The organism is Streptomyces lunaelactis (assembly GCF_003054555.1).
In the GTDB taxonomy this organism is placed as follows: Bacteria; Actinomycetota; Actinomycetes; order Streptomycetales; family Streptomycetaceae; genus Streptomyces; species Streptomyces lunaelactis.
Genome location: NZ_CP026304.1, coordinates 180,473 through 194,817, shown reverse-complemented (window position 1 = coordinate 194,817; position 14,345 = coordinate 180,473). Strand labels below are relative to the sequence as shown.

Annotated in this window: 13 protein-coding genes; 9 read left to right on the top strand and 4 right to left on the bottom strand. The window is 68.3% G+C overall.

The window, feature by feature from the left end:
* Positions 1-1,005 precede the first annotated feature (1,005 nt).
* Positions 1,006-1,392, top strand: coding sequence for a hypothetical protein (locus tag SLUN_RS00930; RefSeq protein WP_108146721.1), 387 nt, complete (start codon positions 1,006-1,008; stop codon positions 1,390-1,392).
* Positions 1,393-1,425: 33 nt separating this feature from the next.
* Here the strand turns inward: SLUN_RS00930 and SLUN_RS00925 are convergent, their stop codons facing one another.
* Positions 1,426-2,001, bottom strand: a complete 576-nt coding sequence (locus SLUN_RS00925) for a TIGR03086 family metal-binding protein (RefSeq protein ID WP_108146720.1) — start codon at positions 1,999-2,001, stop codon at positions 1,426-1,428.
* Between the two features lie 159 nt (positions 2,002-2,160).
* Between SLUN_RS00925 and SLUN_RS00920 the strand changes: the two genes are divergently transcribed.
* Entirely contained in the window at positions 2,161-2,712 is a 552-nt protein-coding gene (locus SLUN_RS00920; RefSeq protein WP_108146719.1) for a hypothetical protein, read from the top strand.
* Here the strand turns inward: SLUN_RS00920 and SLUN_RS00915 are convergent.
* Together SLUN_RS00915 and SLUN_RS00910 are read right to left on the bottom strand one after the other, a co-directional pair.
* Positions 2,669-3,460, bottom strand: coding sequence for an IS5 family transposase (locus SLUN_RS00915; protein ID WP_246340798.1), 792 nt, complete (start codon positions 3,458-3,460; stop codon positions 2,669-2,671). The two genes, SLUN_RS00920 and SLUN_RS00915, sit on opposite strands and share 44 nt — an antisense overlap.
* Before the next feature lie 334 nt (positions 3,461-3,794).
* Positions 3,795-4,202 carry a RidA family protein gene (locus tag SLUN_RS00910; protein WP_108146718.1) on the bottom strand — a complete coding sequence of 136 codons (408 nt, stop codon included), beginning with the start codon at positions 4,200-4,202 and terminating at the stop codon, positions 3,795-3,797.
* Positions 4,203-4,462: 260 nt separating this feature from the next.
* Here SLUN_RS00910 and SLUN_RS00905 point away from each other — a divergent pair, with 260 nt between their 5' ends.
* The 3 genes from SLUN_RS00905 to SLUN_RS00890 all read left to right on the top strand — a co-directional run bounded on the left by SLUN_RS00905 (position 4,463) and on the right by SLUN_RS00890 (position 7,270).
* Positions 4,463-4,975 (top strand): hypothetical protein, encoded by a 513-nt coding sequence (locus tag SLUN_RS00905; protein WP_108146717.1) that lies wholly within the window; start codon positions 4,463-4,465, stop codon positions 4,973-4,975.
* Positions 4,976-5,297: 322 nt separating this feature from the next.
* Complete coding sequence (locus tag SLUN_RS00900) at positions 5,298-6,266, top strand: AraC family transcriptional regulator (protein WP_306610646.1); 969 nt, start codon at positions 5,298-5,300, stop codon at positions 6,264-6,266.
* 617 nt (positions 6,267-6,883) lie between these two features.
* Positions 6,884-7,270 (top strand): peptidoglycan-binding domain-containing protein, encoded by a 387-nt coding sequence (locus SLUN_RS00890; protein WP_159100105.1) that lies wholly within the window; start codon positions 6,884-6,886, stop codon positions 7,268-7,270.
* A gap of 523 nt (positions 7,271-7,793) precedes the next feature.
* On the opposite strand, the gene SLUN_RS00880 is transcribed toward SLUN_RS00890, so the two are convergent.
* Complete coding sequence (locus SLUN_RS00880; protein WP_159100104.1) at positions 7,794-9,386, bottom strand: DUF8426 domain-containing protein; 1,593 nt, start codon at positions 9,384-9,386, stop codon at positions 7,794-7,796.
* Positions 9,387-10,242: 856 nt separating this feature from the next.
* Between SLUN_RS00880 and SLUN_RS00875 the strand changes: the two genes are divergently transcribed.
* The 4 genes from SLUN_RS00875 to SLUN_RS00860 all read left to right on the top strand — a co-directional run bounded on the left by SLUN_RS00875 (position 10,243) and on the right by SLUN_RS00860 (position 14,074).
* Positions 10,243-10,824, top strand: coding sequence for a hypothetical protein (locus tag SLUN_RS00875; RefSeq protein WP_108146714.1), 582 nt, complete (start codon positions 10,243-10,245; stop codon positions 10,822-10,824).
* A gap of 233 nt (positions 10,825-11,057) precedes the next feature.
* Positions 11,058-12,275 (top strand): hypothetical protein, encoded by a 1,218-nt coding sequence (locus tag SLUN_RS00870; protein WP_108146713.1) that lies wholly within the window; start codon positions 11,058-11,060, stop codon positions 12,273-12,275.
* A gap of 363 nt (positions 12,276-12,638) precedes the next feature.
* Positions 12,639-13,280: a hypothetical protein gene (locus SLUN_RS00865; RefSeq protein ID WP_108146712.1), complete on the top strand. Its 642-nt coding sequence runs from the start codon at positions 12,639-12,641 to the stop codon at positions 13,278-13,280.
* 335 nt (positions 13,281-13,615) lie between these two features.
* Positions 13,616-14,074: a hypothetical protein gene (locus tag SLUN_RS00860; RefSeq protein ID WP_108146711.1), complete on the top strand. Its 459-nt coding sequence runs from the start codon at positions 13,616-13,618 to the stop codon at positions 14,072-14,074.
* The last annotated feature ends 271 nt before the right edge of the window (positions 14,075-14,345 follow it).

The window sequence follows — 14,345 nt, the reverse complement described above, 5'->3', positions numbered from 1 at the left end:
TCGACCGTTTGCCACGTTGATTGCCGACACGGGTTCCCGACAGTGCCCACTTGCGGCTTCTTCGCGCCAGCGTGGAGTGTCGACAGACCCTCGTTTCTCGCCACTTTGAGGAACAGGGCCGTGCAGCGTGCTCACGCCAGTGCACTGACCAGCGCGGGAGTCTCTACCTTGCAGCCCATCCACGGATAGGAGCCCCGGGCGGATGCTGGCGGAACCGCTCGTGCTGCTGCTCCTGGTACTCGTCGCCGCTGGTCAGCATCCCTCGGTGGTGGGGTAGCGGTAGCAGTACCCGGCCGACGGCGGTTGAGGGGGGTCGCCGAGACCTGCCAGCCACACGCTGAAAATCAGCGCGCCTAGCCACAGAGACAGGCAGACACAGACGCGCGTCGACAGCGGAAGCGCGTCCCACCGCTGGCGCCGTGTGCTCCCGTTCCGCCGGTGCTCGCCCCCTCCTGGGGCTGCCTGATGCCCTTTGCTGCCCCCATGGTCGGCCTGTTCCGCGAGCCGCCACTGCTCCCGTTCCCGCGCGCGTTCTGCCGCCTCCTCGGCCCGTTCCGGTTCGCGTTCTCGTTCTTCGGGGGTGCGCCACCTCTGGACGGTTCCGCCGGGCTGTTGTCTGCTCACGCTCGCCGATGGATGTCCGGCCGTACGTGCGTGCCTGCGTACGGCCTCGCCGGTCGTTTCCCCCTCGTTCTGGGGTACCGGTCCGCCGCACGCCGCACACGTCCATCCGTCCACTCGTGATCCCCCTCAATGTGGTCCTGGTGCTCATCCTGCACACCGGTCATGCCCGCGCGGTGCCGAGGGTGGCCAGTGCCGCGGCCCGCGCGAACTGCTCGGCCTGGCCGCTCTCTACCCGCACACCCCGCGCCGCCCACCGGTCGTGCTCATGCCGGAGCTGCGGCCAGGTGCGCGGCGTTCGCGGCGACGCCGTACTTTGCACCGTGGGTCACGGATAGGAGTCCTGGGCCGAGAGTCCCGCGTCGACCGACACAATGAACTCTTATGACTACGTGGTTGTTGCCGATCTTGACCGCCCTCTTGGGGTTCGGCAGTGCTTGGGGCTTGGCGGCCTACACCGGGAGGCAGGAGCGTCACAAGGAACAGCGCGAGCACATCCTCGCCATGCGACAAAAGCTGATCGAACTCCGAGGGCTATGGGGGGAGGCGCGCAGCGACTCCCAGCCCTTGGTGGATGGACTTATCGGTGATGCTGGCCTCCTGCGTGATGCAAAGCTGCGCAAGCACGTGAGCGAAGACGTGAGCAACATCAACAATGGGATGTTCAGGGACGATGCCGACCTCGTGCCGCAGCAGGCAACGTTCGCCTCGTTGCATCGTGCCGGTCGATTCCTGCACCGGGCGACACCGGACGGCGCTTACACGGTGTAGAAGTCAGTGCACAACCGGTTGGTGAGCCGTCGCTCAGCTTGCCGCTGGACGGCCGACAAGTCCGAGCAGCCGCTCCAGGGCAGGAGAGCCCGCGGAGATCTCGACCGCCGGGGCGAACGCAGTCCTTGGCCGGTCGTCGGACGGTGCTCCGGTCGGGATCAGCGCCGCGACCTTGAGTGAGTAGCGGACGAGGTCGGCGCCCGGATCGTAGGCAACACCGATGGTCTGAGCGACGTCCCAACCGTGGACTACGCAGTCGAGCACATGCATACCGAGCGCGACCCGGCCGGGAAAGAACCCGAACTCCCTGATCTGGAGCGAATGGTCCAGGACATCCTCGGCGAACGCCTTGGTCATGGCGTCGGCCGAGTCGAGGTACGCCTGGTAAGGATCCCCACCCAGGTTGCCCTGGTCCCAGGCCCGGATGTCACCGGTGACGCCTGCTGCGGCGGCTGCGAAGCCGAGGTTCTCGCTCACTTGGTGGCGGAGCAGGCCGTGCAGTGTCCAGTCGGCACACGGCGTTGGAAGACGAAGCTGGTCCGGGCCAATCTGCGCGATCACCGCTCCCAAGGTGGCGAGGGCACGGCGGTCCAGTTCTCTGATATCCACGGCCGCGACGTTAGCCTTGCCCCCGTTTTTGGGCCACACATTTCTGAGAAGCTGTTGTCTTTCCGGAGTTGAGGACTGCGTTTTCGCTGGTCGGGCGTAGGGTCGGCGGTCCCGTGGGAGTAGTGGCCTGTCGTGCTGTCGCTGCCCGGGAGGTCGTGGATGCCGTCGGTGGTTGGGCTGTTGGAACAGCGTGAGCTGGGTGCTCGCCGTCGCGTGGACGAGCTGCGGGAGGAGGCCGACCGCGTCCAGGCCGAGTTGGCCGTGGCCGAGCGGGAATCGAAGGAGTGGGCCATCGCTCGCTCGCGGGTCGGCGAGGTGCTTGCCCCGGCGGACGAACCCGTGCAGGACCACGCCCGGGCCGACCGGACCGCGCAGGCCGCCGAGGAGCGGACCGGAGAGACCGGGCAGGTGCCGGAGGCGGCGAAGGCGAAGTCGCAGGTGCCGGTGTGGCGTGAGGGGCTGGACAGGTCGGTGCTGTCGGTGGACTACCAGCGCATCCTGGAAGTGCTCGCGGACCGGTGCCGGCTCGGTCAAGGGCCGCTGACCTGCCAGGAGATGGCCGCCTTGTTCGGCATGGACGTGGTGCCGGCGCGGGTGGAGGCGCTGCGGTCGAAGGCGAAACGACTGGTCGCGCGCGGCTGGCTGGCCGAGCCCGCGCCGGGCCGGTTCACGCCTGCTGCGGGCGTGAGCGGGCAAGGCGGCGGGTCATGAGCAGGGTCATCGACCAGTAGACCATCGCCTCGGCGCTGGTGGTACGCCGCTCGTAGTCGCGGGCCAGGCGGCGGGTGCGCATCAGCCACGCGAAGAGGCGCTTGACGATCCACCGCTTGGGCAGCACCACGAAGCCGCGCATGTCGTCGCTGCGTTTGACGATGGCCAGGACCACCGCGAGGAAGGTGAAGCAGTACTCGATGAGGTTGCCGGTGTAGCCGCCGTCGGCCCAGACCAGGGCGAGGCGGTGATGCGCGTCGGCCACCTGCTCAAGCAGCACCCGGGCGGCGGCGCGGTCGCCGACATCCGCGGCGGTGACCATCACCCCGAGCAGCAGGCCGAGGGTGTCGACCACGACGTGCCGCTTGCGCCCGTTGACCAGCTTCCCGCCGTCGAACCCGCGACTGTCCGCACCGACAACAGCGTCCGCCTTCACCGACTGTGAGTCGATCACTCCGGCCGTCGGCTCCGCGTCGCGGCCCACCTTCTCGCGGACCTGCCTACGTAGCCGGTCGTGGAACTCCTTGACCAGGCCATGGTCGCGCCAGCGGCGGAAGAACGCGTATACCCGGTCCCATGGCGGGAAGTCGGCCGGCATCGCCCGCCACTTGATGCCGTTGTCAACGAGGTAGCGGATCGCATCGAGTACAGCCCGGTGGCAGTACGCCTCCGGCCGGCCGCCGCGACCGCGCATCCAGCCCGGCACCGGCAGCAACGGCCGGACGGCCGCCCACTCCGCGTCCGTCATGTCCGTCGGGTAGCGCGGCTGCCGCAACCCGTTGTCGGCGGCGTTTCCGAACCGGTGAGCCAGGCAGTCACACTCCCAGGTGACCGAGCTGGACTGTACGGCCGTCGGCACGGAAGACTGCTGCATCAGGGCCTCCTGCTGCTCGGTGATTCGACACCAACGAGCTGTTCAGGAGGCCCTGTCCGTATGCATCAAGCGCCCCACGATCACCCAATCGGGACTCCCGTTCGACGCGCATCTCTCAAGATCGGAAAGACAACAACTACTGAGGCGCCTCGGCCTGTCCCGATGCCTGTCGGGGGGCGAACGTTGCCTGAAGCGCACCAAGTTTTGGCTAGTCGAGCACGGCGGCGACGGCTTCGATCTCTACGAGCTGGTCGTCGTAGCCGAGCACGGTGACTCCGATCAGGGTGCTGGGGACGTCGTGGTCACCGAACGCGTCCCGGACTACCTCCCAGGCGGCCACCAGATCTGCCCGGCTGGTTGACGCGACGAGCACTCGGGTGCTGATGACGGCCTCGACCGATGCACCAGCCTCGGTCAGCGCAATCCACATGTTCTCAACGGCTTTCGCTGCCTGCCCCGCGTAGTCCCCGATAGCTGCCGTGGACCCGTCTTCGTTCAGCGGGCATGCCCCGGCGAGGAAGATCAAACGTGATTCGGCCGGCGCGGTGGCCGCGTACGCGTACTCGGCGACGTCAGACAGCGAGCTGGAACGAATCAGGGTGATGGCACGGGCCACAGCAGTTCCCTTCGGTGCGTGTGAGAGCAGTCATGCTCTCAGGTGCCGACACACCACGCCGCATCAATTACCTGCCGGCGAAGCCGCATCAGGCAACATTCGCCCTGTCCTGTGGCCAGATGGCGACCCCATCCTGCCGTAATACCAGACCAATCCGACGGGGCTGACCGGCTGCGTTCGATGCAGCGATGCGGCACCCCTGAGCCTGGCAGCTGAGACGACAGTGCCCAGGTGGTGGCCGTGGCTGCCACCATGGCGGCATGACCATCGACCTGCTTCCTGCGACGGGCGTACGGCTGCCCGGCCCGCTGCCCGAACTGGTCTTCGGCATGTCCGAGCAGTACGCCCGTCGCGTCCTGGCGCCGCATGCGGCGCTGTCGGACGCTTTCGTCTGCGGGACCGATTGGGCGGTTGGTTTCGACTTGCCCGGATGTTCGATCACCCTGTCGGCCTCCGACGGAGGCGGCCTTTCGATCATTTCGCTGTCGCGGCGGCCGGTCGACGAGCGAGTGGCATGCCCGGTTGCGTTCCAGGGCGTCGACGTCTTCCGGTGGTCGGCAGCCGAGATCATCGAGGCGCTTCACGAGCAAGGCGAGACGGTACAGGAGCATCACTCCGGCAGCGTATGGATCGGCAACCTGCACCTCTCTCCTACTCTCGGACACCAAATGACGGCTTCCACGAGGAAGAAGCCGCGCACAGCGCCGCCGTACGTCTTCGGCTTTGTCTGCCTTTACGGGCCGGGCATGCTGTCACGAGACCGCCGACCGTAAGAACACCCGCGTCTCGGTCCCGGCGCAATACACGGAATGCCGGGACGGCGAAGAAGGATGTGGGCCATGAGCGTCGACGAAATCGGGCCCCAGCCATGAACAGCCCTCGCCCGGCAAACGACGGCCAACGTCGAGGCATCACCCAGCTCAGCTGGTCTCAACCGACGCGGGGGTTAGCTCGTACGCGGGTGGACGGACGAGGCTGTACCTCGACATTGCCAGTGGGCGCGGCACGTGGTCGAGTCCACGCTGACCACGGTCCAGTCGATCCGGCAGGACCTCCTGTGAGACTCCCTGGGCCCGGCGGGCCGATACTGGTGGCGTGTACAGCGCGCCGCGAGTGGACATCCCGGGGCCGAACGTCGGCTCAGCGCCGCGCGAGCAGGTCGCCGCGGCGGCTACGACCTTGCCGCGCGGCGTGGTCAACGAGTCGGTCCGCGTTCGGGCCGCCGCCGCGTTGCGGCCCTATGTGGCCTGGTACACCGGCTACCGGCAGGACGGCTTCCCGGCCACACTGCACCGGGGGATGCCCTCGCCCTACCTGACGCTGATCTTCACGCTCGACGACCTGCTCACAGTGGCCGGCCACCCTGATCCCCGACAGGCACCGGGAAATTACGACACCCTGCTCGGCGGCCTGCACACGTCACCGGCGCTGATCACCCACCAGGGCCGGCAGTCGGGCATCCAGATCGCGCTCCACCCGCTCGGTGCGCGGGCGCTGCTCGGCCTGCCGGCCGGTGAACTGGCCAACACCAATCTCCCCGCAGACGCCGTCCTGGGCCGCCTGTGCGGTGAGCTCCAGGCACGGCTGCAGGCGGCCGACAGCTGGCCGGAGCGCTTCGCCGTGCTGGACAAGCTGCTGCTCCGGGCGACCCGCCCCTACGGAGGCGTTCCGCCCGAGGTCGCCCGCGCCTGGCAGCTGCTGATCCGCACCGGCGGTGCCGTACCGGTGTCGGCACTGGCGGACGAAGTCGGCTGGAGCGGACGCCATCTGGCGGACCGCTTCCGCCGGGAGACCGGGCTCACGCCGAAGGCCGCCGCGAGGGTAGTCCGATTCGACCGCGCCCGCAGACTGCTGGCAGCCGATGCCGGTCGGTCGGAGCCTCCCCGGCTCGCCGACGTGGCCGCGGAGTGCGGCTACTTCGACCAGGCACACCTCGCGCGTGAGTTCCGCTCCCTGGCCGGCTGCGCCCCCAGCAGGTGGCTGGCCGAGGAGTTCCGAAACGTCCAAGCCCCCAGCAGCGGACCAGCACAGGATTGGCTGCAGCAAGAGCCCAACCAGTACTGAAGGACTGGCCGAGGAGCCCTGGTGGACATGGACGACACAACACCGGCACCGCAGGTGTGGCCCACCCTGCGGGCCCACGACGCCCGCGCGCTGATCCGGTTTCTGATCGACGCGTTCGGATTCGAGGAGACCGTGGTCCACGGGGCGGGTGACCGAGTCGACCACGCCCAACTGTCCTGGCCGGAAGGCGGCGGGATCATGCTCGGCTCGGCGAAGCAGGACGGCGAGGACGACGCCTGGCCGCTGCGCCCATGGGGAACAACGTCGTTCGGTGGCATTACACGAACGAGGATTACGTGGATTTCAAGAGGGTCAACGGCGCGTACTATGCCCACTTCAACGGTGCCTGGAGGAGTGCCTCGTACACCTCGGCGTCCGGTTGCTGACACCGACGCGGGACACGCTCCGCGGGCGTCCAGGCCTCAAGAACAACCGAATTCACGCGGAGAACTGACGCATCCGGACGGCATACGTGGGTGCGGGAACCGCTAAAACAGCCGCAACGTCCAACGCTTCGTACACAGCCTCAGCTTATTACGCCGCGGTCGCGGCACGGGCCGACGTGCACCTCTCCAATCCCGCTCTCACTCACAGATGGGAACTCGATGCGTCACAGCATGCGCCGATCCGCAACCATTCTCGCGCTCGCGGGCGCTGTAGCGGCCGGAACGATCAGCACCGCAAGCGCCTCGCCCAACGCGCCCGAGATCAGATACGGAATGACCGGATTCAAGGTCTACTGCGTCCAGGTCGGCATCAGCTATCACCAACGATCAGATGCCTGGACCTCGCAGGACGGGCAGTTCGGAAATCACACCCTGAGCCAGGTCAAGAACTTCCAGGGGGACCTGGGGCTGTCCGTCGACGGCAAGGTCGGCAAAAACACCGGCAGCGAGGTTCTCTGGGGGATCGAGCACGCCAAGGTCGAGAAGAATGGACCCTGGGCAACGCCCTGGGGCGTATCGATCGACAACTGCTACCAGGTCGTGCCGAGCCACTTCTGAGCCGGACCCCGCTCACGGAGGCTGTCCCCTGAGCTCGGTGACCGGCGCTGACCCCAGCTCTGCTTTCCGATCGACGTTGAAGCGGTGCTCGGTTAGCCGCCACATGGCTGTCTCCAGATGGTGTTCATCGAACAGACTCCGGTACCAGGGGAGTAGCACGTACGCCTCCACGCTGACGTCCAGTCGATCGTGCTCCCAGAGCGTCGTGAAACCTTCCGGCGCGCGTGTCCGCGAAGGAGCTGTCGAGCTGCCGCCACGCCACCGAGTTCCCCCAGCATCTGTGCGAACCTCGTTGCGTTGTAGCCGATCTCGCGCTTGAGGCGATCGACGCCGGCAACCATGTCTGCGTGAAACCTGCGGTCCGCTTCCGTCGACATCATTGCTCTCTCTCAGTCATGACGAATCCTTCAGAGGCGGCTGGCGTTGTGACCGATGGGCCGCGACGTTGCCACTCCCTGAGCTCGAGTTTCGTAGCCACCATCAACGCTTGGTGACCGGAGCGATGGCCTTCCCCCAAGAGCTGTCAGGCGATCGGATCCAGCGACCTGAGTACCGCGAGCAAGCCCCGGACGGGGGAGAGTTCCTCGTCCGGGATTGGGTCGGGGCTGAAGTGCATGAGCTTGTTGCGGAATTTGGTGCACGTTCGCAGGGCGGCCAGAACGAGCCCTTGGTCAGCATCCCATTTCAGGGCACCCCAATGCTCCTCGGGCTCAAGGACGTGTGAGTATTCACCGAGAGTAAGATCGTCGGCCGCCTGCACCTTCTTCTGCCGGTGCGGCAGCAGCCTGGATCGGATGGCGTCGAGAGTGAGGGTTCCTCGCTCCAGCGCCTGATTGAGTAGGCGCCGCAGGCGCTGCTCCAGCTCTTCCAGCAGAACGAAGGGCTCGACGCGGGCGCCGAACTGGTCGGTGAGATCCGCCGTCGTGACAATGCCGGTGATCTTGTGCCGGTCGTCGCGTATGAAGGCGTATCCGTGCTTGTGGATCTGGGGGATCCAGCCGAGCAGTTCAGCCTGGCTGTGGATGTCCAGCGGCTGGACGACGACGTCAGACAAGCTGAGGGAGTTCCCGGACATCCGAGCCTTACCTATCGACTCCCAGGTGATCGCACCGCGCAGCCGAGCATCCCCATCCAAAACCGGTAGTTGCGAGAAGTCGTGAAAGACCATCTTGGTGATCGCGTGCCGCAGCGTGTCCTCGGGGCGCACGGATACCACTTGGCAGTCCGCCGAAGCCACATGGGCGATGCGGTAGGTGAGCGGAGCCTGCTCGGCTGCCTCGTCCGGCACGTCGCCGGCGGTGAGCAACGGTTGGTCGGGGCCCGGCTCTGCGCCAACGCGAAGGAGCGCGACCTGACTGTCGAAACCGAGTGCAGTGATCGGCGGGGCGGCCGTGAGGCCCTTCTCGCCCAGATCCGCCTCGATCTGGCCGACGACGGTGGAACTGCGGCGAGTCGCGCCCCACGCATTCAGCAAGTTCCGCACAGTGATGGTCAAGGGCGCGTCGGCTGGGGCATCGACGGCTGCCTCCAGCAGTTTGACCGAGGTGGCAAAGATGGGGCTGTCGGGCGCGGTGTCGCCGGGGCCAGGGTCCGTCCCCTTGTCGACCGGCGCTGCGACGCGGTTGGCAGCGTCGTACCGGCGGAGCTCGAAGATGGTGAGAAGAGAACCCATGCTGTCGAGCAGGTCCTGCTGCACCGCAGTGCGGTTCAAGTCCGTCCGCAGCCACTCGACGGAGCGCGTGTGCTGCAATCCCGGGGCGGCGTCGGGGTCGAACTTGAAGGAGCCCGCGATACGCCCCAGCGCCAGCTGCCGTGAGCGACGTGGAAGGACGACCAGGTCACCCTGCGACATGTCGTGACGGAAGCGCGACAGCTGCCCCGCCCAGTTGCCGATTACGCGTGGGCTGTAGCCCGCGTCCGCGTACGTCTGCTCCAAAGCAGCGCGAATGGCTCCGCGGTCGGTGGCTGCAGTGATGTCGCCGAGTTCGGGCCATCCGGCGGCGACGATGCCTCGACTCAGCTCCGGTTCTTCGCGCTCGCCGTTACTGCCTGCCCTGACGACCCATGCGCGCATTTTCAGCCCCCAGCCCACGCAGCGTTTCCGGATCGTATCCAACTGGAGGGTCTCCGCGTGGCGCGACGAGCGGATCCGAGCAGTGAGCCCGCAGCCGCCGCCTGAGTGCCGCCGGCGGGCGGGCACCGGGGCCGCCGCGCGTCTTCGTGAGCCGAGCTGATCCGGCAGGTACGGGGTTGCGGCGCTAACCCTCGCTCACAGCAGCGTGGTTCAGGCACGTCCGACCGACGGATATCCCCCGCGGCGCTGGCCAGGCATCACCGCAACCCCTTTGAGGGAAGCTTGTCATGTACCCCTCACGTTCCCGGGTGGCTGGCCCCGGCCCCTGAGCAGCAGCCGCAGCCTTCTTCGAATCCGCTCGCTCCGCCAAGGCCGACACCGCAAGCCTTGCCTTCCGTGACGGCGACGTCGTCACCTGCCCCGCCGGGAACCGGTGGCAACGCCACACCGGCCTATGGGTCATTCCCGGGAAGCCGCACCAGCTGCGCCTGGCCGACCACACCGTGCACGCCTGGTGGTCGAGCCGCTTCGAACCCGGCAGCAACTTCTCCTACACCCCCCGCTCCGCCTCCACCCGCTGACCCTCAGCCGTCCTGCTCGCCACAGCGACCTCTCTCGCTCCGCTCACCGGGAGCCAGAGATCCCGCCGCCCCGACACTGCGCACACCCACCGCCGCCGTCGGCCGCACCTGCAGCCGGGCGGCACACAGCGAGAGGACACAACCACCATGCAGAGGAGCGCCATCGTCAACCTGGGGCGCGCTGCACTGTGCGCGTTCCGCCACAGCAGCCGCAACCACGCAACACCGGTACTCCTCGTCGAGGTCCACCGCCTGTGGCGACACGGGCGCCAAGAGCCGTGGAAACCTTCCGCAGATACCAGGTGCACCCACGATCGGTGGGGAGCCTGGGCAGTCGGGTATCTCGTCGTCACCAGTCGCAAGAACGACTACGCCTCCACTACGCCCCGGCTATTGACCAGCTGCGAAACCTCGACCTGCCCGATCTCCCAAGCGATCCACAACAGGCAGCCGCCGCCCTGGCGGCCTTCGCCGCCACCCTGCCCAGCCACCTCGCGCTCAGAACCGTCAACAGCCGGGACCTCATCGCCGACTGGGAGACGTACGCCAGCCGCGTCCGCGCCGATACCGAAGCCGTCGAGCGGCTCCGCGTCAAACTCGACGCCCAGGACAACCGGCGCGGCGCCGTACACGTAAGCACCCCCATCGAGCCCGCCGCCCCCAAGGAGAAGCCGGGCGACCTGCCGCTGGCGAAGAAGACTGCCGATGAGCTGTTCGCCTACCTCCTCGCGGAGGCCGACGAATGGGAGGCCGGAACCGCCGACCAGGTGCACGGCAGGAACGACCCCGACGCCCTGGACTACCTCCTCACCCACGGACCGCTGCGCGACCACGAGACCAAGACGCTGGTCACCGCGATCCGACTCCTTGACCCCGACCGCTTCGGACCTGCCACCTGACCCGACAGACTTCCCTGCTCCCACCACGGCCCCGCCCCGTCCGCCAAGGACAGAACGGGGCCGCGCGTCATCCCCCCGTCTCCACCGGTTGCGGACCTAACCACCCGCACCGCCACCGTTCCATGCGGCCGGGCCGGAGCCCCAGGACCCCGCTCCCTGCTCCGGTCTGGCACCCGATAGGCGCCGCTGACCGGCGCGGCTTCCCGCCACCGAACCCTGAAGGGCCATCCCCCGTGGACATCACGCAGTTGAGCCGAGCCGCCCGCGCCGCCGTTGCCCCGTATGAGAGCGACGGCCGGTCCGTCGTAACCCTCACGACACTCACCACCAACCAGCCTCCCGGCTGGTTGGTGTACGACACGGAATCCGTAACCGCCCGGTTCTGCGACGGGAGCCAGGCCACGATCGATCTGGACCGCACGCCCTTCGCTGAAGCGCTGGAAACGTACGCCGACCAGCAGGCCGCCATCTACGGATTCCTGGGCGCACTGACGCTGCGCCTGGTCCCCGAGCCCGACGGCCGGCCAGCTGTCCCGCTCGACGCGCGTACCGCGCTGTTTGTCATCTCCATCCATGCCCGCGCCGCAGCTCACCGCCCTGGTCTGCCAGTCAACGCCGTGCTCACGCTCCAAGATCTGGCCTACGAGACCAACGACACGGCCCGCCACGGCAGTCACTACCGCGCGGGCAGCCTGGAGACACCCCGCGCCCTGGCCGTGGTCGAGAAATACCAGCGGACAGCGGCCACCTACGGGCTGCCCATCGCCCGGGAGGCCACCGCCCAGTTCCTCCGGCACACCGCCCGACTGGCCCTGCGCACCATCGCCTACGCCGACCGCCCCTTCCCGGACCTCATCGAGCTGCCCGCCGGGCACTTCGGCACCACTCCCACCTGGCTCACTCACAGGACCACGACCCGCTACGCCGACGGCACCACCCGCGACGACATCTCCTACCCGCCCCCCGCGCTCGACGCCGTCCTGAATGCCCTGGCAGCGCTGGAAACCCCCGCCGCCGGGGACCGGCTCATCCTGGACCTGACCGCCACACCCCTGGAAAACGACCCCATCCCCAAAGGCCACTCGGTCTACGACACCATGCCCGGCGAGCCCTTCACCGCCGACCAGCTCAGCCACGCCTCCGCCGTGCTCGGCGCCGACGCCTACGTCGTCCAGCTCCGCAGCGGCGGCGCCTGGCACCTGCCCAACCACGACGACCAGGCCGCCCTGGACCAGGGCCAAGCCGCCTGCGCCCTGCGCCGACTGCGGGACAACCCCAACCTGAGCACCGCCCGCTTCAGCCGCGACACCGACGGCACGGTCTACGGCTCCAACGGCAAGCGGGCCGTCCGCTACATCCCCACTACCCTCATCCCCGACTACAGCGACGCTCACTGCCCCGGCTGCCACACCCCCTATGTCACCAACGGCGACGGCCCCTGCGGCAGCTGAACCCGCCGCCAACCCGCCCGGCCCGCGCCAACATCAGCCCGGGCCGGGCCGAGCATGTGCTGCCCACCGGCCGACTGCTGCGCGCTCCCGCCCACCGCGCCATCGTCGGCTCCGGAGGTGAGCAGCGACACCGCACCTCGCGTAACGCCCCGGCACCCCAACCGAGCGCCCCGTCGTACCGCGCCACCCGCCGCCCGGCCCGCAGCTCCCCTCCACAGCCCGCACCCGCCCCACCACCTCACGGCTCGTTTCGGGCGCAGTCGCGCGTCGGCGAGCTGTCGACGGTGCAGGCCCATTGCCCTGCACCGTCCAACGGCCTTCAGCAGCCAGCCAGTTGCGCGGCTAGCCGGCTGCCCGGCCACGGTGGGTCTCGCCGGGCCAGAGCCGCAGACGCCCGGACACCACAGCGAGCCGGTCCCGCCCGACGGCTCCGCCCGGCCCGCACCGGAGCCAGGCGCCCCTGAAAGGGCACAGCGCCCCGACCCGCGACTCACACCACGGAGACACACCGATGACCACACTCACCCTGATCCGCGATGCGCTGACCGCCGCCGGATACACCTCGAAGACCGCGACATCTGCTCCCCGTTCCCCGCGCTGGCCCTGAACTTCGGCTACCTGCCCGGCGAAATCCGGATCAGCGACGCCACCGGCCACACCACGAGCCCCGGGGACCACCCGGGCCTGTGGGCCCGCTACTACCCAGCCCCCGACAACACCGCCGTCCGACACGACGTCTGCCGCTCGCAGCTCACCGACGTCACCGCCGACACCGACCAACTGCTCACCGCGCTCGCCGGCCTCATCACCCCGGCCAGCCCGCAGCTCGCCGCCCAACTGAACGACTACCGCAGCCGCCTCACCCACGTCCTCGGCGAGCGAGAGCGATGGAAGAACACCGCCGTCCTGGCCACCTTCGACACCAACACCACCAAACTGCGCCACACCCTGGAGCGCATCACCATCTCCGCCATCGTTGACAACGCCCGGCCCTGCAACAACTGACCCCATCCCGGGCCCGGGCGGCACGAGCCCCGGCCCGGGCCGCCGCCGCCACGCACCAAGCGACCGCCACCCGGACCGAAGACCCGCATCCGTCGTCGACCAGCAGGGCCCAGAACCACACCGCGCAGACAGCCGGCAAACGCAACCGGCTCCCCGGGCCTCGCCCGCTCCCGGGTACGCGGGCCGTCCCGTCCGCGCATGAACGAGCCCACTCACAGGCGTAGTTGCGCAGCTTGATACCTGCTGGCGCACCGTTCCCCCGCCGGACCGAGAGCACACGCCCCGCCACCGCACCCATACCGGCCACCAATCCACGACGAAAGGAACCCTCAGCCATGAACTCCCCGACCGCCACCGACAGCCGCCCGACAGTCCTCGCCCCCCGTACGCTCACTCGGCTGACGCCCGCAGACTGCACCGCCACCCAATGGGACAGCAGCACACAGAAGGCCAACGCCGCCAACGGGCTCCTGTCCTTCATCGAGAGCGGCCTCCACCCCGAACAGTTCACCCAGCAGCTCTACCGCACCTGCTCTCAACACCTGTTCGGACACATCGCGCACTTCGACCGGCACGGCTTCGCCGACACCTGGTTCGCCACCACGGACAGCAAAGCAGCCTTCATCGAGCACGCCCTGAACGCGGGCTCCTACGGCGACCCCACGCACACCTGGTCGGACGTGGAGCAGCACATCCAGACCGCGCTCGAAGCCCACCCGCACCTCCTGAACCCCGCCACCTGGCCCGGTGTCGAGCACCCCCACCCGTGCCCCTCGTGCTCCTGCACCCCCTGACCAACTGCACCCCACGTATAGCCAGCACCCGCGCGCAGTTGCGGCCCTAGCCACCTCCCTGGCCACAGTGCGCACACCCGGCAGTAGATCCAGACGCGCGCACCGGGCTCAAGGCTCCCAGCGCCTTCGCCGACCGGCGAGGCGCACCGTGAAGAGATAGAGGACCGACCCCCATGACTGACACCGTTCCTTCCGGCCCGTTTGTTGGGCGACGCTGAAAATGCCGACGGCTGCGGCACTGAGGGTGCCGATGAGTGAGAACGGGATCGCC

Excerpts from the sequence above, each read along its gene's own strand:
- SLUN_RS00930 (WP_108146721.1), top strand. The coding sequence starts at position 1,006 with ATGACTACGTGGTTGTTGCCGATCTTGACCGCCCTCTTGGGGTTCGGC.
- SLUN_RS00920 (WP_108146719.1), top strand. The coding sequence starts at position 2,161 with ATGCCGTCGGTGGTTGGGCTGTTGGAACAGCGTGAGCTGGGTGCTCGC.
- SLUN_RS00915 (WP_246340798.1), bottom strand. The coding sequence starts at position 3,460 with ATGACGGACGCGGAGTGGGCGGCCGTCCGGCCGTTGCTGCCGGTGCCG.
- SLUN_RS00905 (WP_108146717.1), top strand. The coding sequence starts at position 4,463 with ATGACCATCGACCTGCTTCCTGCGACGGGCGTACGGCTGCCCGGCCCG.
- SLUN_RS00890 (WP_159100105.1), top strand. The coding sequence starts at position 6,884 with ATGCGCCGATCCGCAACCATTCTCGCGCTCGCGGGCGCTGTAGCGGCC.
- SLUN_RS00860 (WP_108146711.1), top strand. The coding sequence starts at position 13,616 with ATGAACTCCCCGACCGCCACCGACAGCCGCCCGACAGTCCTCGCCCCC.